General features: G+C 65.3%; 24 protein-coding genes. 11 read left to right on the top strand and 13 right to left on the bottom strand.

What is annotated here, in order from left to right:
* Nucleotides 1-55: 55 nt before the first annotated feature.
* The 9 genes from K225_RS0111685 to K225_RS0111645 all read right to left on the bottom strand — a co-directional run bounded on the left by K225_RS0111685 (nucleotide 56) and on the right by K225_RS0111645 (nucleotide 6,240).
* Nucleotides 56-559 (bottom strand): cytochrome c, encoded by a 504-nt coding sequence (locus K225_RS0111685; protein ID WP_026436587.1) that lies wholly within the window; start codon nucleotides 557-559, stop codon nucleotides 56-58.
* A gap of 49 nt (nucleotides 560-608) precedes the next feature.
* Nucleotides 609-1,256, bottom strand: a complete 648-nt coding sequence (locus K225_RS0111680; RefSeq protein WP_026436586.1) for an isoprenylcysteine carboxylmethyltransferase family protein — start codon at nucleotides 1,254-1,256, stop codon at nucleotides 609-611.
* A 4-nt stretch (nucleotides 1,257-1,260) separates the two neighbouring features.
* Complete coding sequence (locus K225_RS0111675; RefSeq protein WP_026436585.1) at nucleotides 1,261-1,548, bottom strand: DUF2933 domain-containing protein; 288 nt, start codon at nucleotides 1,546-1,548, stop codon at nucleotides 1,261-1,263.
* 10 nt (nucleotides 1,549-1,558) lie between these two features.
* Entirely contained in the window at nucleotides 1,559-2,047 is a 489-nt protein-coding gene (locus tag K225_RS0111670) for a hypothetical protein (protein WP_026436584.1), read from the bottom strand.
* Between the two features lie 72 nt (nucleotides 2,048-2,119).
* Nucleotides 2,120-2,464, bottom strand: coding sequence for a copper-binding protein (locus K225_RS0111665; RefSeq protein WP_026436583.1), 345 nt, complete (start codon nucleotides 2,462-2,464; stop codon nucleotides 2,120-2,122).
* Between the two features lie 55 nt (nucleotides 2,465-2,519).
* Nucleotides 2,520-3,014, bottom strand: coding sequence for a plastocyanin/azurin family copper-binding protein (locus K225_RS0111660; RefSeq protein ID WP_026436582.1), 495 nt, complete (start codon nucleotides 3,012-3,014; stop codon nucleotides 2,520-2,522).
* Between the two features lie 34 nt (nucleotides 3,015-3,048).
* The gene (locus K225_RS0111655) at nucleotides 3,049-4,461 is read right to left on the bottom strand and encodes a multicopper oxidase family protein (protein ID WP_026436581.1); all 1,413 of its coding nucleotides are present in this window, start codon (nucleotides 4,459-4,461) and stop codon (nucleotides 3,049-3,051) included.
* 16 nt (nucleotides 4,462-4,477) lie between these two features.
* The gene (locus tag K225_RS0111650) at nucleotides 4,478-5,908 is read right to left on the bottom strand and encodes a TolC family protein (RefSeq protein WP_026436580.1); all 1,431 of its coding nucleotides are present in this window, start codon (nucleotides 5,906-5,908) and stop codon (nucleotides 4,478-4,480) included.
* The gene (locus K225_RS0111645) at nucleotides 5,905-6,240 is read right to left on the bottom strand and encodes a hypothetical protein (protein WP_034712532.1); all 336 of its coding nucleotides are present in this window, start codon (nucleotides 6,238-6,240) and stop codon (nucleotides 5,905-5,907) included. The genes K225_RS0111650 and K225_RS0111645 overlap by 4 nt, the downstream gene beginning before the upstream one ends.
* A gap of 157 nt (nucleotides 6,241-6,397) precedes the next feature.
* Between K225_RS0111645 and K225_RS0111640 the strand changes: the two genes are divergently transcribed.
* Complete coding sequence (locus K225_RS0111640) at nucleotides 6,398-7,081, top strand: heavy metal response regulator transcription factor (RefSeq protein ID WP_026436578.1); 684 nt, start codon at nucleotides 6,398-6,400, stop codon at nucleotides 7,079-7,081.
* Nucleotides 7,082-8,485 carry a heavy metal sensor histidine kinase gene (locus tag K225_RS0111635; protein ID WP_026436577.1) on the top strand — a complete coding sequence of 468 codons (1,404 nt, stop codon included), beginning with the start codon at nucleotides 7,082-7,084 and terminating at the stop codon, nucleotides 8,483-8,485.
* Between the two features lie 99 nt (nucleotides 8,486-8,584).
* Here the strand turns inward: K225_RS0111635 and K225_RS0111630 are convergent, their stop codons facing one another.
* Complete coding sequence (locus tag K225_RS0111630) at nucleotides 8,585-8,932, bottom strand: helix-turn-helix transcriptional regulator (RefSeq protein ID WP_026436576.1); 348 nt, start codon at nucleotides 8,930-8,932, stop codon at nucleotides 8,585-8,587.
* Between the two features lie 148 nt (nucleotides 8,933-9,080).
* Between K225_RS0111630 and K225_RS0111625 the strand changes: the two genes are divergently transcribed.
* From K225_RS0111625 to K225_RS0111585, 9 genes are all read left to right on the top strand, one after another.
* Nucleotides 9,081-10,130 (top strand): efflux RND transporter periplasmic adaptor subunit, encoded by a 1,050-nt coding sequence (locus K225_RS0111625; protein WP_026436575.1) that lies wholly within the window; start codon nucleotides 9,081-9,083, stop codon nucleotides 10,128-10,130.
* Nucleotide 10,131: 1 nt separating this feature from the next.
* Nucleotides 10,132-13,440 carry an efflux RND transporter permease subunit gene (locus K225_RS0111620; RefSeq protein WP_026436574.1) on the top strand — a complete coding sequence of 1,103 codons (3,309 nt, stop codon included), beginning with the start codon at nucleotides 10,132-10,134 and terminating at the stop codon, nucleotides 13,438-13,440.
* Nucleotides 13,441-13,480: 40 nt separating this feature from the next.
* Nucleotides 13,481-14,770 carry an NAD(P)/FAD-dependent oxidoreductase gene (locus tag K225_RS0111615; RefSeq protein ID WP_026436573.1) on the top strand — a complete coding sequence of 430 codons (1,290 nt, stop codon included), beginning with the start codon at nucleotides 13,481-13,483 and terminating at the stop codon, nucleotides 14,768-14,770.
* A gap of 52 nt (nucleotides 14,771-14,822) precedes the next feature.
* Nucleotides 14,823-15,032 carry a DUF2892 domain-containing protein gene (locus K225_RS0111610; RefSeq protein ID WP_026436572.1) on the top strand — a complete coding sequence of 70 codons (210 nt, stop codon included), beginning with the start codon at nucleotides 14,823-14,825 and terminating at the stop codon, nucleotides 15,030-15,032.
* Between the two features lie 14 nt (nucleotides 15,033-15,046).
* Nucleotides 15,047-16,420: a TolC family protein gene (locus tag K225_RS0111605; protein WP_034712511.1), complete on the top strand. Its 1,374-nt coding sequence runs from the start codon at nucleotides 15,047-15,049 to the stop codon at nucleotides 16,418-16,420.
* A gap of 24 nt (nucleotides 16,421-16,444) precedes the next feature.
* A complete protein-coding gene (locus K225_RS0111600; protein ID WP_026436570.1) occupies nucleotides 16,445-16,744 on the top strand; it encodes a rhodanese-like domain-containing protein in 300 nt (99 codons plus the stop codon).
* Nucleotides 16,745-16,792: 48 nt separating this feature from the next.
* On the top strand, nucleotides 16,793-17,173 hold the full coding sequence (locus K225_RS0111595; protein WP_026436569.1) for a rhodanese-like domain-containing protein: 381 nt from the start codon (nucleotides 16,793-16,795) through the stop codon (nucleotides 17,171-17,173).
* An 86-nt stretch (nucleotides 17,174-17,259) separates the two neighbouring features.
* Nucleotides 17,260-17,451 carry a DUF2892 domain-containing protein gene (locus K225_RS0111590; protein ID WP_026436568.1) on the top strand — a complete coding sequence of 64 codons (192 nt, stop codon included), beginning with the start codon at nucleotides 17,260-17,262 and terminating at the stop codon, nucleotides 17,449-17,451.
* 87 nt (nucleotides 17,452-17,538) lie between these two features.
* On the top strand, nucleotides 17,539-17,895 hold the full coding sequence (locus K225_RS0111585; protein WP_034712508.1) for a carboxymuconolactone decarboxylase family protein: 357 nt from the start codon (nucleotides 17,539-17,541) through the stop codon (nucleotides 17,893-17,895).
* A gap of 39 nt (nucleotides 17,896-17,934) precedes the next feature.
* On the opposite strand, the gene bioB is transcribed toward K225_RS0111585, so the two are convergent.
* The 3 genes from bioB to K225_RS0111570 form a co-directional block, all read right to left on the bottom strand.
* A complete protein-coding gene (bioB, locus tag K225_RS0111580; RefSeq protein WP_026436566.1) occupies nucleotides 17,935-19,002 on the bottom strand; it encodes a biotin synthase BioB in 1,068 nt (355 codons plus the stop codon).
* A 95-nt stretch (nucleotides 19,003-19,097) separates the two neighbouring features.
* Nucleotides 19,098-19,298: a hypothetical protein gene (locus K225_RS21705; RefSeq protein ID WP_081679666.1), complete on the bottom strand. Its 201-nt coding sequence runs from the start codon at nucleotides 19,296-19,298 to the stop codon at nucleotides 19,098-19,100.
* 70 nt (nucleotides 19,299-19,368) lie between these two features.
* Nucleotides 19,369-19,845: a VOC family protein gene (locus K225_RS0111570; RefSeq protein WP_026436565.1), complete on the bottom strand. Its 477-nt coding sequence runs from the start codon at nucleotides 19,843-19,845 to the stop codon at nucleotides 19,369-19,371.
* Between the last annotated feature and the right edge of the window lie 20 nt (nucleotides 19,846-19,865).

The following is a 19,865-nucleotide window of genomic DNA, read 5'->3' as shown; positions in this document are numbered from 1 at the left end:
TCCAGCCGATTTCCTGGTGAACGCATCCGGCCCGCACCGTCCCGCGCCCGGTGGACTATCGAGACAAAGACTTGCGGTACTGTGCATTGATCTCATCATGGCGCTGCCGGATCTCGGGCGGCCACTGCGCCTTGATCCAGGACAGCACGGCCACAATCTCCTCGTCGCTCAGCATGCCACCGTAGATGGGCATGGCCGTGCGGTAGTCGGGTTGATTGATCAGCTGGGCCAGGCCCTGCTGGGTGATGGCGAACAGCTGCTCGTCGGGATGGTGCCAGGTGTGGCCGCTGGGATCGTGGGGCGGCGCCGGCAACAGGCCATCGGCTCCGCGCTCCCGCCAGTCGGCCTGGCCCTCGCCCTTGGCACCATGGCAAGTGGCGCATTGCTGCGTGTAGATGCTGGCGCCAACGCGCAGCACCTGGGGATCATCGGGACGCAGGCTGTGCTGTGCCACCGCCGCTGGCCGGCCGGTGGCGCGCAGGGAAAGGTAACCCGCCCCGGCGACCAACAGCGCGACCAGCAATCCTGCCACCCACAAGGCAGGCGGTTTCAAGTTCATCGCAGCCTCCCCGATTCCATGGTCATGTTCTTGTTATCCGATGTATTCCTCACTGCGGCGTCCCTGTGCCCCAGCGCGGAATGAAGCGTGGCACCTGCTGCGCATACTCTGTCCAGGCCTGTCCGAAGCGGCTTGCGCTTTCCCGCTCCTCGTTGTGCGCCAGGCGGGCATACATGGCCACCAGCACCGGGAACATCAGCAGCGTCAGCAGTGTCGGCCACTGCAGGAGGAACCCGAACATGATCAGGACAAAAGCGATGTACTGCGGATGCCGCAGCCGGGCGTAAACGCCGGTGTGCGCCAGCCGCCCCTGCCGCTGGGCCTCATAGAGCACGGGCCAGGCCGCGGCCAGCAGCCAGAAGCCCCCGCCAATGAACAGGTAGCTAAGAATATGAAAAGGCCCCAGGTGCGGATCCCCGCCCCAGCCGAACAGCAGCTCCAGCAGGTGGCCGGCGTTGTGGTTCAGCAGATCCACGCCAGGGAACCTCTGCCCCAGCCAGCCCGACAGGAAATAGAGGGTCAGCGGGAAACCGTACATCTCCACGAACAGCGCCACGATGAAGGCCGTGAACGCCCCGAAACTGCGCCAATCGCGCGCGCTGGCCGGCTTGAAGAAACTGAAGGCGAACATGGCGAAGATCGCCACGTTGAGCACCACCAGCGTCCACAGGCCATACGACGGTTCAGCGTGCTCCATGGCCTCAGCTCCTCTTGGAATCTTGTCCCGTGCCCTGTTCGGACACCCCGGAACCACCACCGTGCCCGCCGTGGCCACCATGGCCCTTGTGCATGAAGACATGCATCAGCGGGCAGGCCAGCAAGAGGGCATAGGGCCACCATTGCGCCAGGTGGGCGCGGTGCTCGGTCCATAGAAAGTAGCCGGCGACGGCGCCGAACACGAGCAGGCCGAGGGCATAGCGCGAGCGCCAGAACCCGCCGGGCTGCTCGCTCTGTGCGCTCTGCGCGTGGGATGCATGGTCGTGGGCCATGGCGCGCTCCTCACTGGGTGCCGGGCGCCGAGGTTTGTGGTGTGGCCATTCGATCCATCATCATCTGCATCATCGACTCCATCATGGACATGCGCTTTTCCATCATCTTTGGGTCACCCTGCATGCCTGCCATGCCGGCGGATGGGTTGCCCGCGGGCATTTGCCCACGCATGGACTCCATCATGCGCATGCCGTCCTGCATGGTCTTCATGTGTTCGGCCATCAGTGCCTGGCGCTCCTGGGGCGTCTTGGCGGCAACCATCTTCTCGTGCATGGCCTGCATGGCCTGCATTTGCCGGTCCATGCCGGCCATGTCGCCCGAGCCCATGGCCCGGCCCGGTGATGGCTGTACCGCGGTGGGCGCCGGCGCCGCAGTTGCCGCAGGGGCGGCAGCGTCCGCCGGGTGGTGAGCCTTGTGCTCGTCGGTGCCTTGTGCCAATACGCCTGCGGAGGTGGCGGCGATGCAGAGGCCGATCAGTGAGTGGCGAATGTGAATCATGATGCTTCCTTCCTGCGGTGAGAGTTGACTCAGGTTGCCGCGACCGGCGGCACGGTGTGCTTGCTTCTTTACTCAGCGCGCGGGCTGGATGTCGGTGACGACCATCTTCCCGCCCTCCTGGACGGCCACGAACTGCACCTTGTCGCCGGCCTTGAGCTTGGCAAGCTGGCCCTTGTCGCGGACGGTGAAGACCATGGTCATGCCGGGCATGTCCAGGTTCTTGATCTCCCCATGCTTGAGGGTGACCTTGCCGTTGTCCACGTCGATCTTCTTGACCTCGCCGTCGGTCATGGCGTCCGATGCGTGGGGCATGGCCATCTTGCCGTGATCCATCATCGCTTGCGCAAAACTGCTGACGGGCATGGCCATGCCCATGGCAAGAGCGGAGATGGCAAGAATGTTTTGGATGGTGTTCATGGTGTCCTCTCGATGAATGGATGGATCTATGGGCTGGTACGCTGGTTTCAGGCCATCACTTGCGGCCCACCTGGATGGCGCCCTTCATGCCCGCTTCGTAGTGGCCCGGCATCAGGCAGGCAAAGTTCACGGTGCCGGCCCTGGTGAACTGCCACACGATCTCGCCCTGCTTGCCGGGCTGCAACGTGACCTTGCTGGGTTCGTCGTGTTCCATGTCGGGGAATTTCTTCATCTGCTCCAGGTGCTCCAGCAGTTCCTTCTCGGTGCCCAGGCTGACTTCATGCTTGATCTGTCCCAGGTTTTTGACGATGAACCGCACGGTCTCGCCCTGTTTGACCCGGATGTTCGACGGCGAGTAGCGCATGTTGTCGCGCATCTCGACCGTGATCGTGCGGCTGGCCTTGGCGGCCACGCCGGGCTTGCCGATGGCCGTTTCCTCCCCATCATGGCCATGGCCGCCCGCATGGCTGCCGCTGGCGAACGCGGCCCCCGATGCGGCAAGCGCCACCACGGCGATGCCTTGAGAAACGGTGGATCGGGTGAATTTCATGGATGAACTCCAGTTCAAGAATGACAGGGAAAACTCAATGCCCGCCGTGCGATGCCGGCTTGCGTACATTCACTTCGGCCGGCGCGGCAGGCTTGCGAACACGTGGCATGGACTGCCCACCTTCGGCACCGAAGCGCGCCGGCTCGGCCAAGGGACCGGTGTACTTGCGCGCCACGGTGCCTTCGGGGTGCTTGAACCATCCAGGGTCTTTGTAGTCGCCGGGCTTCTGACCGCGGCGCACCTTGAGCACGCTGAACATGCCGCCCATTTCCACCGAGCCGAACGGCCCCTGGCCCGTCATCATGGGGATGGTGTTGTCCGGAATGGGCATTTCCATCTCGGCCATGTCCGACATGCCACGTTCGCCCATGACCATGTAGTCCGGGATGAGGTTGTTGATCTTCCTGGCCAGGCCGCTGTGGTCCACGCCGATGAGTGTGGGAATGTTGTGCCCCATGGCGTTCATGGTGTGATGGCTCTTGTGGCAGTGGAAGGCCCAATCGCCCTCCTCGTCGGCCACGAACTCGATCTGGCGCATCTGGCCCACCGCCACGTCGGTGGTCACCTCGGGCCAGCGCGTGCTCTTGGGCGTGGGGCCGCCATCGGTGCCCGTGACAACGAACTCGTGGCCATGCACATGCATCGGATGATTGGTCATGGTGAGATTGCCGATGCGGATGCGCACCTTGTCATGGAGGCGGACATTCAAGGAATCGATACCCGGGAAGATGCGGCTGTTCCATGTCCACATATTGAAGTTCGTCATTTCCGCGACCTTGGGCGTCGCGGCCCCGGGCTCGATGTCGTAGGCGCTGAGCAGGAAGCAGAAATCCCGCTGCACCTCGTCGATCAGGGGATGCCTGGCTTTCGGGTGCGTGACCCAGAAACCCATCATGCCCATGGCCATCTGCACCATCTCGTCCGCATGCGGGTGGTACATGAAGGTGCCGGGCCGGCGCGCTACGAACTCATAGACAAAGGTTTCACCCGGCTGGATGGCGGGTTGGTTCAAGCCGGCAACACCATCCATGCCATTGGGCAGGCGCTGGCCGTGCCAGTGGATGCTGGTGTGCTCGGGAAGCTTGTTGGTGACGAAGATGCGCACACGGTCACCCTCCACCACCTCGATCGTGGGTCCGGGGCTCTGGCCGTTGTAGCCCCACAGGTGGGCTTTCATGCCGGGCGCCATTTCACGCACCACGGGCTCGGCCACCAGGTGAAATTCCTTGACGCCCTGGTTCATGCGCCACGGCAGGGTCCAGCCGTTGAGCGTCACCACGGGGTTGTACGGTCGACCAGAATGGGGCACGAGCGGCGCCATGGTGTCCGGGCTGGACTGGATCACCGGTTCAGGCAAGGCCCCCATGGCCACGCGGCTGACCGAACTGGCAGCCACGGCCCCGCCGGCAATACCGGCGAACTTGAAAAAGTCTCTTCTGGATGTCATTGCAATCGTCTTTGTATCAATGGCCGGCATCGCCGCCGGTGGGCGCGCTGGATGTGGCGGACAAGCGGGTGCTGGTGGGGCGTCCGATCACGGATGCCTGCAAGGCGGCATCGGCCAGCCAGAACTGCTGCTGCGCGTCCATGGCGGCGACAACGGCGCCGACCTGATCGCGCGCATCGGCCAGCAGCTCAAACGTGCTGATCAGCATGCCGTTGTAGCGCAGCTGGTTCTCTTCCGAGATCACCTTGCGCAGCGGCACGACTTCATCGCGGTAGTGGCGCGCCACGTCATAGGCGGTGCGGTAGGCGGAATAGCTTTCACGCAGGCTGGAACCCGCGGAGCGCACCGTGGCTTCGAGCCGGTTCGCCGCCGCCAGGGTGCGGGCGTTCATCGCCGCGCGCTGCATTCCCCCCCAATCAAAGATGGGCAGGCGCACCGCGATTTCCCAGCCCCGCGCGGTGGAGCGGGTGCCTTCGGCGCTGTCGAAAGTCGTGTTGCGCCGCCCGGTGAGCTCGATATCCGTGAAACTGGTCACGCTGTTCAAGCCCTGTGCCTTGGCGGCCGCGTCCATCGCAGAGTGCGCCAGGCGTATGTCCAGGCGCGCTCGGGTGGCCTGTGCGCCAACTTGCTGCGGATCCAGTGGCTGCCTGGGCAGATCGGGCAAGCGATCGGGCAGCTTGAGCGCCTGCGCCTGTCCTTCATCCAGCCCGAGCAAACGCACCAGCTCTTCCCGGCTGGAGGTGACTTGGTGCTGGGCCATGCTCAGCCGGGTGGCTGCGTCGGCGTAGAAGGCTTGCTCGCGCGCGCGGGTGATGCGGTTGAAGTTTCCCGCGGCTTGCATGCGCTTGGCCAGCTCCGCTCCCGCCTCCGCGCTGGCATAGACCTGCTGGGCATACTGGAGCGATTGCTGTGCGACGACGGCACGCACCCACGCCTGGCGCACCAGCGTGACCTGATCCACGACATCGCTGCTCAAACGCAGCTGGGATTGCTCCATCAGCCGGTTGGCGACACCGTACCGCGACGGCAGTGTCAGCAAATCCCACAAGCCAAAGGAAAGCGCGCGAGCCAGTTCCAGTTCGGGGCCGGCCGTCATGCGCTCAAAACTGAAAATAGGGTTGGCGATCCGGCCCGCTTGTGCGGCGCTGGCAGAGTCCGCCCAACCTTGCGCCAGCAGCGCCTGCAGGGACGGGCTGTTCACCAGCGCCAGCTGTACCGCCTCCTTCTGCCCCAGAGGCTGGGCCAGCAGACTCTGGGCCACCTGTGCACGCTGGTTGCGCTCATCTTGGGTCCGCGCCAATGCGAGCTTGCCCTCCGTGAAGCTGCCCGCTTCGTCATTCACACGAGCGATGTTCTGGTCCAGGCTGACGCTGGCGCAGCCCGTCAGCACCGCGAGGCCGAGTGCAGACAACGCCAGCCTGGCATGTGTGGCACGCAAACGCATCATGGCTTGCCTCCGCCGTGATGTCCGGTGTGCGGATCCTTCGCAGGAGCCGCATCCTGGGCGGACGCGGGCACGCCTGTCTGGACCTCCTTCGCATAGGCGCGCCAGCCACCGATCGCGCCCACGCGGTCATTGACCTGCCGCCAGGACTGCACCGGCTGATCCTTGTAGGCTTGGTAGTCGCTCATGGCCGACGAGTACTGCAACTGCGTCGGCAAAGCGGCCCTGGATGCCTCGGCATTCCCAGGGGTTTGCGCGAAGGTGGCTCCGGCAAGCAACGCCAATGTCCAAGGCATGAACGCCCTCAACGCTGGCGGTTGGTGAGAAACGGCCATGGGCTCCTCTCGATGAATCTCAAATCTCACGATGGAGGGATTCTGGAATACCCATCCTGTCATCCAGGTGTTCTGAAAATTACATTTTTGTTATCTCCATGCCAGACGGCTTCAAGCTCGGCACACTCTCATACCAGCACACCGAAGGAGCGCGCGCGTGAGGATATTGATCGTCGAGGATGAGCCCAAGACCGGGGCCTACCTGCGCCAGGGATTGAGCGAGGCGGGCTACGGCTCAGACCTGGTGCCCGATGGTGCCGATGGACTGCACATGGCCATCCATGGCCAGTACGACCTGGTGATCCTGGATGTCATGCTGCCGGGCCTGAACGGCTGGCAGGTGCTGCAATCCTTGCGTGACCGGGGCCTGGAAATGCCGGTGCTGTTCCTGACCGCCCGCGACCAGGTGGAGGACCGGGTCAAGGGCCTGGAGCTGGGGGCCGACGACTATCTCGTCAAGCCGTTTTCGTTTGCCGAGCTGCTGGCCAGGGTGCGCATCATCCTGCGCCGCGGCCATGCCGGCAGCGAAGGCACCACGCTGCGCGTGGCCGATCTGGAGCTCGATCTGCTGCGCCGCCGGGTGTCCCGCAATGGCCGGCGCGTGGACCTGACGGCCAAGGAGTTCGGCCTGCTGGAGCTGCTGATGCGCCGCCATGGCGAGGTGCTGCCGCGTTCGCTCATCGCATCACAGGTATGGGACATGAACTTCGACAGCGACACCAACGTCATCGAGGTGGCCATGCGCCGCCTGCGCGTGAAGATCGATGAAGGCCATCCCGTCAAGCTGATCCAGACCGTGCGCGGCATGGGCTATGTGCTGGATCTGCCCGAGGAGCCCTGAGTGCTGTCGCACGCCCGTTGGGGCAGGCTCCCGCTGACGCAGCGCCTGACGCTCTTTTTCACCGTGGTGGCCGCTGCGGTCGTGCTCGGCCTGGGCATCTTGTTCCTGGTCGCCACCGGGCGGCATTTCGTGACGCTCGATCAAATCGCGCTGCGGGACAAGCAGCATTTGATCGAGGATATCCTGCGCAATGCCCCTTCAGCGCAGGATGCACGCAGGCGCCTGGACGAGGCCTTGGGCTACCACCATGGCCTCTATGCCCAGATCACGAATGCGCAGGGAGAGCTTCTCTTCCATTCAAAAGGATTCCCTGCGGATGCGCAAAGCGCACGGGCAGCGCCCAAGATGGAGGTTGAGCCGTTCAGCACCTGGAAGCGCGGCAGCAGCATCTATCACACCTTGCGTTTCGAGGCCACGCCCGCCTATTCACAGGCGACATTGCGCGTTCTGATTGCGACCGATACGGATCATCATGCGCAGTTTCTACAGGACCTGCGGCGCGATCTGGCCCTCTATGTGGCCGCCGCCATCGTCCTGTGCGCTTTCTTGTCCTGGCTCGCTGCGCGCCAGGGGCTGGCCCCGCTGCGCGAGATGCGGTCCCGCGCGGCCGCGGTCACCAGCCAGAAGCTGGGCGAGCGCATGCCAGTAGAAGCCGTTCCCGTAGAGATGGCCGATTTGGCGCAAGAACTCAACCGCATGCTGGATCGGCTGCAAGAGGATTTCCAGCGCCTGACCGATTTCTCGTCGGACCTGGCGCATGAGCTGCGCACCCCCATCAGCAACTTGCTGACGCAAACCCAGGTCGCCCTGGCCACCAAGCGCGACGCGGCGACCTACCGGGACATCCTGGCCTCCAATGCCGAGGAGTTCCAGCGCCTGGCACGCATGGTGGCCGACATGCTCTTCCTGGCCAAGACCGAGCGCGGTGTGGATCTTCCGCACCAGGAGCGGTTTTCGGCCCGCCAGGACGCCCTGGCCTTGCTGGAGTTCTATGAAGCCGTCGCGGAGGAAAAGCGCATCCGGTTGCGGCTGGAGGGCGATGGCGCCATGGAGGGCGACCGCCTGATGTTTCGCCGCGCCGCCAGCAATCTGCTGTCCAACGCACTGCGCCACACGCCTGAAGGCGGGACCATCACGGTCCGCATCACGGACACCGCGGATTCCACGGTGGTGTCCGTGGAAAACACGGGCTCCGAGATCGACCCCAAGATGCTGCCGCGGCTGTTCGACCGCTTCTATCGGGCCGATCCCGCCAGGGCGCATCCCGATTCCGAGGGCAGCGGGCTGGGCCTGGCCATCACCCGTGCCATCGCCGAAGCCCACGGAGGAAGCGTCACCGCCACATCGTCCAAGGGGCATACATGCTTTGCCCTGGTGTTTCCGCATCGCGTGACGCAAACGTGACGCTTGCCACGGTCCCGCGAGATGCAGAAGCATCCTGCGGATGGCCTGGAAAGAACCCGCAAAACCTGGCCAGCTTTGCGCTTGCCCCTGCGCAGCTCGCTATTCTGAATCCGTTGCCACGGTGAACAGCGCCCTGCTGGCGGCCGATCGTTTCAGCTGCCGGGCAATGTTGTCGCATACCAGATCACACAGCGCATACACCGATTCGTCTGCAAAACGGTAGTACACGCTGGTGCCCCGCCCTTCGCGTGCGACGAGGCCTTGTTTGGTCATCAGGGACAGATGGCGCGACACATTGGCCGCCGTGTAGCCACACATTTGCGCCAGATCACCCACGTTGCGCTCCCCGTCTCGCAGGATATTGAGGATGCGCAGGCGCGTGGGCTCGGCCAGCACCTGAAAGTAACCGGCCACCGCTTCCAGCGCTTGGGGGGGCATGTCTTTCATAAATAAGTCACTCCTGGGTCTGAACGGCCGGAGATTCCAGCAACGCAAGGATCAGACTGGCGGTTATGATACATCAATTGACTAATTAGCTATTTAGTTAAATAATGAACGTACTGCAAGATACATCCCACACGGAGCGGAGAACCGGATGCTGATACCTCGACTCGCTACGGCTGCTTTTCTGTCCAGCCTGATGGCCGTGCAAGGCGCTTGGGCCGCAGATGCCGCGCCGCTCAAAACCTATGTGGTGCAGGCCGTTGGCGCAGGCCAGCATGCCAGCGTGGATGGTGTGGTGGAGGCCGTGCGCGATACGACGCTGTCGGCCCAGGTGCAGGGTGCGATTGTTTCGCTCGGCGTGAAGGTCGGCGACACGGTCCAAGCGGGGCAGGAAATCTTGCGCCTTGATGCCCGGGCGGCCACGCAGAACGCCGCCGCCAGCGCTGCGCAGGTCAATGCCGCCCGCGCCAGCATGCAGGTGGCCAGCAAGGAATTCGAGCGGCAGAAACAGCTCTACCAGAAGCAATACATCAGCCAGGCCGCGCTGGACCGCGCCCAGGCGCAACTGCAGGCCAGCCAGGCCCAGGTGCAGGCACTGCAGGCGCAGGCAGGGGCCGCGATGACGCAATCAGGCTTCTACGCCGTAAAGGCCCCTTATTCCGGCGTGGTGAGCGAGGTGCCCGTGGCCCTGGGCGACATGGCGATGCCCGGGCGCCCGCTGGTCAGGCTGCATGACCCTGCTGCCTTGCGCGTGACCGCCATGGTGCCGCAAATGGCTGCCGCAGCCTTGGCCGGTGCACAGCCCCTGCAAGTCGAACTTCCCGCGCTCGCGGCGGCGCGCACCACCGTGCAGCCCAGCCAGATCCAGCTGCTGCCCACGGTGGATGCCGCCACGCACACCGTGCAATTGCGCGTGGCACTGCCGCCAGACCTGAAGGGTGCGGTGCCCGGCATGTTTGCCCGCCTGTGGTTGCCGGCAGCGCCCGCAGCGGTGGGCGTGCAGCGCGTGCAGATTCCGGCCAGCGCCGTGGTGCGCCGCGCGGAAATGACGGGGGTCTATGTGCTCAATGCCCAGGGCAGGCCATTGCTGCGCCAGGTGCGCCTGGGCCGCGTGGACGGCGCACAGGTCGAGGTGCTCAGTGGACTGCGCCAGGGCGACCAGGTGGCCACCGATCCGCAGGCAGCCGCCAAGGTGCGCTGAGATGGCCGACATGCACACCCCCACCCCGAAAGCCCTGGGCATTTCGGGCCGCATCGCGGCCTTGTTCCAGAGCGCCCAGATCACCCCCTTGCTGGCACTGGTGGCATTTTTGCTGGGCGTGTTTGCCGTGCTGGTGACGCCGCGCGAAGAAGAGCCACAGATCAACGTCACCATGGCCAACGTGCTGATTCCTTTCCCCGGCGCCTCGGTGGCCGATGTGGAGCAGATGGTGGCCACGCCGGCCGAGCAGGTGCTGTCGCAGATGGCGGGTACCGAGCATGTGATGTCGGTCTCGCGCCCGGGTGTGGCGGTTCTCACCGTGCAGTTCAAGGTGGGCGTGGCCCGCACCGAGGCCCTGGTGCAGTTGCATGACACCTTGCGCAGCCACACCGACTGGCTGCCGCGCGACCTGGGGGTGCTGGAGCCCCTCATCAAACCCAAGGGCATCGACGATGTGCCCATCGTCACGCTCACGCTTTTCAGCAAGGATGCGGACACCGGCGCCTTTGCGCTGGAGCGCGTGGCGCACAGCATGGAGTCTGAAATCAAGCGCGTACCCGGCACGCGCGAAGTGCAGACGGTCGGCGGCCCCGGTCGGGCCGTGATGGTGCGCCTGGACCCTGCCCGCATGGCCAGCACCGGCACCACCGTGCAGGACCTGCGCAGTGCGCTGCAATCGGCCAACATGGGCATGCCCCTGGGCGATCTGATCGCCGGCAACCAGGCGGTGGCGGTAGAGGCGGGCCCGCTTCTCACGCAGGCCCGCGACGTGGCCGAGCTGATGGTGGGCGTGCGCGGGGGCAAGCCACTGTTCCTGAAAGACGTGGCCGAAGTCAGTGACGGCCCCCTGCCCGCGAGCCGCTACGTGTGGCACGGCAAGGCCGAATCCAGCGGTGGCGGCGAATACCCCGCCGTCACCTTGCTGGTGACCAAGAAACCGGGTGAAAACGCCATCGACGTGGCCAACGCCGTCATGCAGCGGGTGGACCAGCTGCACAACACCGTCATTCCGGACGGCGTTGAAGTGGCCGAAACGCGCAATTACGGCGCCACGGCCAATGACAAGGCGCAAAAGCTCATCCAGAAACTGCTGTTTGCCACCGCATCGGTGGTGGCGCTGGTTTTCATCGCGCTGGGCCGGCGCGAGGCCGCCATCGTGGGCACGGCGGTGGTGCTGACGCTCACGGTGACCCTGTTCGCCTCCTGGGCCTGGGGCTTCACGCTCAACCGGGTATCGCTGTTTGCGCTCATCTTTTCCATCGGCATCCTGGTGGACGATGCCATCGTGGTGGTCGAGAACATCCACCGCCACCAGCAGCTCTTTCCGGGCAAGACGCTCGCACAGATCATCCCGGGCGCAGTGGACGAAGTGGGAGGCCCCACCATCCTGGCCACGTTCACCGTGATTGCCGCCCTGCTGCCCATGGCCTTTGTGTCGGGCCTGATGGGCCCCTACATGAGCCCGATCCCCATCAATGCCAGCATGGGCATGCTGCTGTCGCTGGCGATTGCCTTCGTGGTCACGCCCTGGCTGGCGCGCCTGTGGATGAAGGCGCACCACGGCGGCGCAGCGGCGCATGCCGCGCCCTCCGGCATGGCGGCCCGCATCACCCCCCTGTTCACGCGCATCTTCACGCCGCTGCTCGATGACCAGCGCGGCAGCCGCAACCGCCGCCTGCTCGGCCTGGGCGTGGCCGCGCTGATTGCGCTGTCGGTGGCCCTGCCCGCCACGGGGCTGGTGCTGCTCAAGATGCTGCCGTTCGATAACAAATCGGAGTTCCAGGTGGTGGTGGACATGCCTGCCGGCACCCCGGTGGAGCAGACCGCTGCGGTGCTGCACGAGCTGGGCGCGTACCTCGCCACGGTGCCCGAGGTGACCGATTACCAGGCCTACGCAGGCACGGCCGCCCCCATCAATTTCAATGGCCTGGTGCGCCAGTACTACCTGCGCGCCGGAGGCGATGTGGGCGACATCCAGGTGAACCTGGTGGACAAATCGCACCGCAAGGACCAGAGCCATGCGATTGCCACGCGCGTGCGCCCTGCCCTGCAGCAGATCGGGCAGCGCCTGGGTGCCAACGTGAAGGTGGTCGAAGTACCACCGGGTCCGCCGGTGCTGTCGCCCATCGTGGCCGAAATCTATGGCCCCGAGGCCGAAGGGCGCCGCCAGGTGGCGAAGGCCGTGCGCGCCGTTTTCAGCCAGACCACAGGCCTGGTGGATGTGGACGACAACAGCATCGCCAGCGCTCCGCGCAAGCTGCTGCTGATCGACCGGCGCAAGGCCGCGCTGCTGGGCATACCGCAGCAGGCCATCGTGGGCACGCTGCGCGCGGGCCTGGCGGGCGAGGCCACCACCTACCTGCACGACGCCAGCAAATACCCCGCGCCCGTGGTGGTGCAGCTGCCCGAAGAAAGCCATGGCGACCTGGCCGCGTTGCTGCAGCTGACCGTACGCGGCGCCTCGGGCCAGCAGGTGCCCATCAGCGAGCTGGTCACGGTGAGCGACACCGTGCGCGAACAGCCCGTGTACCACAAGGACCTGCTGCCAGTGAACTTTGTGGTGGCCGACATGGCCGGCAAGGTGGACAGCCCGCTGTACGGCATGTTCCAGATGCGCGGCGACATCACCAAGATCCAGGTCCCGGGCGGCGGCACGCTGGTGGAATACTTTGTGCGCCAACCGCCCGACGCATTGCGCGACTACGCCATCAAGTGGGATGGCGAGTGGCAGATCACCTACGAGACCTTCCGCGACATGGGCGCCGCCTATGCCGTGGGCCTGATCCTCATTTATCTGCTGGTGGTGGCACAGTTCGGCTCGTACCTCACGCCGCTGATCATCATGGCGCCCATACCGCTGACCATCATCGGCGTGATGCCGGGCCATGCCCTGCTGGGCGCGCAGTACACGGCCACCAGCATGATCGGCATGATCGCGCTGGCCGGCATCATCGTGCGCAATTCCATCCTGCTGGTGGATTTCATCAACCTGCAGGTGCGCGAGGGCGCGCCACTCAAGGAAGCCATCGTGCACTCGGCCATCACCCGGGCCCAGCCCATCGTGCTGACGGGGCTGGCGGCCATGATTGGCGCGTTCTTCATCCTCGATGACCCGATCTTCAATGGCCTGGCCATTTCGCTGATCTTTGGCATCTTTGTCTCCACCGTGCTCACGCTGGTGGTCATTCCCACGCTGTATTACGCGGCCTACCGCAAGCAGGTGCGCCACCCCGGCAACGGCCAGGACGCCGCACCCGTCTCTTCCGTTCCCCCCGCTGGCAGCAGCCCGACAGAGGCTGCGCCGCACTGATCTGCACGGATTCTCAACCAGGCACCACAGGAGACAGACCATGGCCCACATCGTCGTTATCGGAGCAGGCATCGGCGGAATGCCCGCCGCCTATGAGCTGCGCAACAAGCTGCCCTCGCAGCATCGCGTCACCGTGATCAGCGCGGTGGACTACTTCCATTTCGTGCCGTCCAATCCCTGGATCGCAGTGGGCTGGCGAAAACGCGACGATATCGTGCTGCAGATCGCTCCCCTGCTGCAGCGCAAGGGCATCGACTTCATTGCCAGCCCTGTTCAGACGATCGATGCAGCAGGCAATAGCCTGGCGCTCGCCAATGGCCAGACCGTGGCCTATGACCACCTGGTCATCACCACCGGCCCCCGGCTGGCCTTCGAGGAAGTTCCGGGCGCGGGCCCGATCGATGGCCACACGCACTCCATCTGCACGGTCGACCATGCCCAGCATTTCCGGGCCGACTACGAAAAGTTTCTCGCAAACCCCGGCCCCATGGTGATCGGCGCCATGCCCGGCGCCAGCTGCTTTGGCCCGGCGTATGAGTTCGCCTTCATCGTGTCGGCCGACCTGCGCAAGCGCAAGCTGCGCCACAAGGTGCCGATCACCTATGTCACCAGCGAGCCCTACATCGGCCACCTGGGCCTGGGCGGCGTGGGCGACAGCAAGAGCATGCTGGAGAGCGAGCTGCGCGGCCAGGACATCCACTGGATCACCAACGCCAAGACCACGCGCGTGGAAGACGGCAAGATGATGGTGGACCAGCTCGACGACCAGGGCAAGCTGCTCAAGCAGCACGAGCTGCCGTTCAAGCTTTCGATGATGCTGCCCGCTTTCAAGGGCGTGGATGCCGTGGCCGCCGTGCCCAACCTGTGCAACCCACGCGGTTTCGTGCTGATCGACGCACACCAGCGCAGCAAGGCCTACCCCAACATCTTTGCGGCGGGCGTGTGCGTGGCGATTCCGCCCGTGGAGGTGACCCCCGTGCCCACCGGCGCGCCCAAGACCGGCTACATGATCGAGACCATGGTCTCGGCCATCGTGCACAACATCGCGGCCGACCTGGAGGGCAAGCCTGCCACGGCCACCGCCACCTGGAACGCCATCTGCCTGGCCGACATGGGCGACACCGGCGCGGCCTTTGTGGCGCTGCCGCAGATTCCGCCGCGCAACGTCAACTGGTTCAGGAAGGGCAAATGGGTGCACCTGGGCAAGATCGCCTTCGAGAAATATTTCCTTGGCAAGATCAAGTCCGGCAACACCGACCCGGTCTACGAGAAATACGTGCTCAAGATCCTGGGCATCGAGCGCCTGCAGGAGCCAGCCGCTCCCCAATGAGTCCGCCGTCTTCTGCGGCTTTATTTCCATCATTCAACTACAGAGCTTCACCATGACTTCCTGGCAACTCGTTCGCATCATCGGCGGCTCTTTTATCTTGCTGTCGCTGGCCCTGGGCGTGGCCGGCAGCCCGATCTTCCACAGCGCCAACTGGCTGTGGTTCACGGCCTTTGTCGGCGCCAACCTGCTGCAAAGCGGTTTCACCCGGTGGTGCCTGATGGAAACCATCATGCGCAAGCTGGGCGCGGTGGCAGGCAACTGAACGGAGATCGCACCATGCGCATCAAGCCCCTGTGGGCCGCCTTGCTGACGCTGGGCATCACGGGCGCCCAGGCGGGCGACCTGCTGCAAGCCTGGCAGGCCGCGCGCCAGCACGACCCCGACATGGCCGTGGCGCAGGCCGCGCTGCGGGCCGGCCAGACGCGGCGCGACCAGGCCAGCGCGCTGTGGCGCCCCACGGTGGCCGCCACGGCCACGGGCGGCGCCATGGGCTCCCAGACCTCTGCCGGTGGTGCCTCGTTCTCTGCGCCGGGCCTGGGTACCTCGTCCCATGTGGGGTTCAATACCTCGGTGGACAACAGCCTGGGCGGGCGCTGGAGCGTGGGAGCGCGCATGCCGCTGTACAGCCCCGAACGCACGGCCCTGGGCCGCAAGCTTGGGCTGTCGGCCGACCTGGCCGATGTGCAATGGCAGGCCACCGAACAGGCCCTGATGCTGCAGACCGCCGAACGCTACTTTGCCGTGGCCCTGGCCCAGGATGCGCTGCGCCTGCTGCAGCGCCAGCAAGTGGCCGTGAACAAGGCGCTGGCAGAGGCGCAAGACCGCTTCCAGCTGGGCGACGCCCCCGTGACCGACACCCACGAAGCGGCCGCCCGCGCCCGCGCCATCGACGCACAGATGCTGGCCGCCGAAGTGGATCTGCAGATTGCCCAGCGCGCCCTGGCCAACACCACCGGCTGGCCGGCCGATGCCTTGCAGCTAGCGCCCGCCCCTGCCCTCTCTGCCACACAGGCCATGCCGGACCTGCCGCAATGGCTGGATCAGGCGCAAGCCCGCAACCCCGGCCTGCGCCAGCAAACCCTGGCTGTGGAAGTGGCGCGCCAGGATGTCGCCCAATACGCCCGGGGTGCGGGCACCACGGTGGACCTGGTGGCACAGGCCAGCCGCGAGCACCTGAGCGGCTCGGGCCGCTACGGCCAGGGCAGCAACACCGCCCAGCAGCACCTGGTGGGCGTGCAGATCACCGTGCCGCTGTACACCGGCGGCCAGCGCGGCGCACGCGAGCAAGAGCTGCTGCACCTGCAGGCCAAGGCCGAAGCCGAACTGGACCGCACCCGTCAGCAGGTGGCGCAGCAAACCCGTGCGGCCTGGCTGCGCCTGCAGGCGGGCCAGGCGCGCACCGGGGCACAGGACGCCGCCCTGCGTGCCAGCCTGGCCCGCCTGGACGCCACCCAGCTGGGCCGCCAGGTGGGTGACCGCACTACGCTGGATCTGCTCAATGCCCAGAACGACGCAGCCGCCGCCGAGCTGGCCCTGGCACAGCTGCGCACCTCCCTCATGCTGGAGCGCCTGCGCCTGCTGGCGCTGGCCGGGCAACTGGACGAGCACGCCCTGCACGCCGCCACCGTGGACGCTGCGGCAGCCAAGTAACCCCCTTCATCCCCTAAAGACGCCATGGAACCCAACGCATTCCCACAGCCCGCCCATTGCCTCGTGGTCGATGTCCGCTCGCCCGGCGAATTTGCCGCCGGCCATGTGGACGGCGCCATCAACCTGCCGCTGGACCGCCTGGACACCGACTGCGCGCAGGCCTTGCCCGACAAATCCACGCCCCTGGTGCTGTGCTGCCTGTCGGGCGCGCGCTCGGGCATGGCGGCGCAGTGGCTGCGCCAGCAGGGCTACGCGCAGGTGCTCAATGGCGGCTCGGTGGGCAACGTGTCGCTGCAGCTGCAGCGGCCCATCCGCCGCGGCTGAGGTTTTTCTTTTTCCCTTTCCAACTCCCATGCACCCCAAGGAACTGCCATGAAAACCGCCCACGACCTGGTGACCATTGCCAAGACCCGCGTCCAGGAAATCTCCGTGGACCAGGCCGAGCAGGCCATCCGCGACGCCGACGTGCTGATCGATGTGCGCGAGGCCGACGAATTCCAGGCCGGGCACCTGCCTGGCGCCATCCATGCCTCGCGCGGCCTGCTGGAGTTCAAGCTCAGCAGCACGCCGGCGCTCACATCGCGCGATCTCAAGGTGGTGCTGTACTGCAAGACCAGTGGCCGCGCCGCGCTGGCCGCATGCGCCATGCAGGACATGGGTTATCTGCAGGTGCAATCGATTGCCGGCGGGTTTGATGCCTGGCTGGCCGCTGGCAAACCCGTGGTGAAGCCCGTGACACCCTCTTTCGAGTAAGCCGGCGAAGCGGCTATTTGTCGCATCGCCTTTTCGCAAAGCGGCCCGCAGAGGGGGCTGCAGCAACCCCAAGCAAAGGAAAAATCATGAAGATCAATGTGGGAAGCCTTGACCGCGTCTTGCGCATCGTGGCAGGCCTGGTGCTGATCGCCCTGGCAGCCACCGGCACCGTGGGCTGGTGGGGCTGGCTGGGCGTGGTACCCCTGGCCACCGGCCTGTTCCGTTCCTGCCCTGCCTACTCCCTGCTGGGCATCAACACCTGCCCCCTGAAGAAATAACAGCGCGGACACAGCACAGGGGCAAGGCCCCGGCAGCGCTGTTTCCGATCCGTGGGCATTGCCCCTTTTTTTGATGGAAATTCCTTCATGAGCACGTTTGACCATGCCGGCCTGATACACCACATCAATGAAAACCTGGCGCCCTTCCGCAAGGCCCAGCCCGACGCCATGCGCGGGTTTGCGCAGCTGGCGCAGGCCTCCATGGCCGAAGGCGCGATCAGCGCCAAGCACAAGGAACTGATCGCCCTGGCCATTGGCGTGAGCCAGCATTGCTCGGGCTGCATCGGCTTTCATGTCAAGGCCCTGCTCAAGCTGGGCGCCACACGCGCCGAACTCGAAGAGATGCTGGCCGTGAGTGTTTACATGGGCGGCGGTCCGTCGCTGATGTACGCCGCCGAAGCCCTCAAGGCCTGGGACACCATGGCCGAAGGCCATGCCGCCTGAGTCCGCAGATGCTCGCGCATCGCGATGGGTGCGCGGGGTTCAGGCGCAAGCGCCCTGGGGTTGCGCATGCGCCTGCAGGTCATCCGTCTCGGTGGTGGTGGTGCGGTGGCCATTCAGGCCCAGCTTGGCCAGCAGTTGCACATCGGCATCCACATCGGGGTTGCCCGTCACCAGCAGCTTGTCGCCGTAAAAAATCGAGTTGGCTCCGGCCATGAAGCACAGGGCCTGCACGGCTTCACCCATCTGCTGGCGTCCCGCCGACAGGCGCACGCGGGCCTTGGGCATGGTGATGCGGGCCACGGCAATCACGCGCACGAAGTCGAACGGATCGACGGGTTCGCTGTCGGCCAGCGGCGTGCCGGGCACGCGCACCAGGCTGTTGATCGGCACCGATTCGGGGTACGGCTGCAGGTTGGCGAGCTGCGCAATCAGCCCCGCGCGGTGCACCGGCGCCTCACCCATGCCCACGATGCCGCCGCAACACACGCTGATGCCCGCGCTGCGCACATGCTGCAGGGTATCGAGCCGGTCCTGGTAGGCGCGGGTGCTGACCACGTCGGTGTAGTACTCGGGGGCCGTGTCGAGGTTGTGGTTGTAGTAATCGAGCCCCGCATCCTTCAAAGCCTGCGCCTGGTGCGATTCGAGCATGCCCAGCGTGGCGCAGGTCTGCAGGCCCAGGCCCTTCACGGCGCCGATCAGGGCGCTGACCTTTTCAATATCGCGGTCCTTGGGCGCGCGCCAGGCGGCGCCCATGCAAAAGCGCGTGGCGCCGGCGTCCTTGGCGGCCTGGGCGGCGCGCACCACTTCATCCACTTCCATCAGTTTTTCGGCCTTCACGCCGGTATCGAACTCGGCCGCCTGCGGGCAGTAGCCGCAGTTTTCGGGGCAGCCACCGGTTTTCACCGACAGCAACGTCGCCAGTTCGATGTCACCCGCAGGCCAGTGCTGGCGGTGCACCGTCTGCGCCTCAAACAGCAAATCCATCAAGGGTTTGTCGAGCAGGGCCTGGATGGCATCGACCGTCCAGGGGCCCTGGGCTGCAGCAGGGACTACGCGGCGGTGCAGCTGCAGGGGCTGGCTGGTGGAGGTGTTGGCGGTAGAGGGCATGTAGGGTCTTTCAGGGGCGGGGCAAATCAATGCGCGCGCAGAAGAAAAAATGTCTGCCAGTACCACTGGCACGACGGGTTTTGCTGGGGCGGACTTTACTTGGGCGGGCTGGGCTGGTCGGGCGAAGCGGGAATGAAGCCCAGGGCTTTCAATTCTTCGTCGCTCAGCTCCAGCTCGGTCAATTCAGGCTGGCGAGGCTCGATGCTGCGGCGCCGTTCATAGCTGGTCGGTGGGCCTTGCTCTTGCTGCCTTCTGTCTTGTCCGCTGCGTCGGTCGATATTCTGCCGTCGATCCATTTTCCCAATCCATCCATAGGTGTTTCACCAACCCGGGCGCGCGCGCCCGGCAGTGCTGCAGGGCCATACCTTAACCCAGTGCGGCAATCACCTCAGCCGGCGCCTGCACCAGCTCGATCAACACGCCCTCACCCGCAATCGGAAACTCGTCGTTGCTCTTGGGGTGCAGAAAACAGATGTCGTAGCCGGCCGCGCCCTTGCGCACGCCACCGGGTGCAAAGCGCACGCCCTGCGCGGTGAGCCACTCGACTGCGGCGGCCAGGTCGTCGATCCACAGGCCGATGTGGTTGAGCGGCGTGGTGTGCACGGCGGGTTTTTTGTCGATGTCGAGCGGCTGCATGATGTCCACTTCGACCTTGAAAGCGCCCTGGCCCATGGCCAGGATGTCTTCGTCTACGTTTTCACGCTCGCTCTGGAAGGTACCGGTCTGGGTGAGGCCCAGCATGTCCACCCAGAGGGATTTCATGCGCTGCTTGTCGGTGCCGCCAATGGCGACCTGCTGGATTCCCAGCACCCTGAAGGGGCGGGGTGTGATTGTGCTTGCCATGGAGAAATGCCCTTGAATAC

This window comes from Acidovorax sp. JHL-9, assembly GCF_000426205.1.
GTDB lineage: Bacteria > Pseudomonadota > Gammaproteobacteria > Burkholderiales > Burkholderiaceae_C > Acidovorax > Acidovorax soli.
The sequence above is the reverse complement of the archived record's forward strand: the minus strand, read 5'-3'. Positions and strand labels throughout refer to the sequence as shown.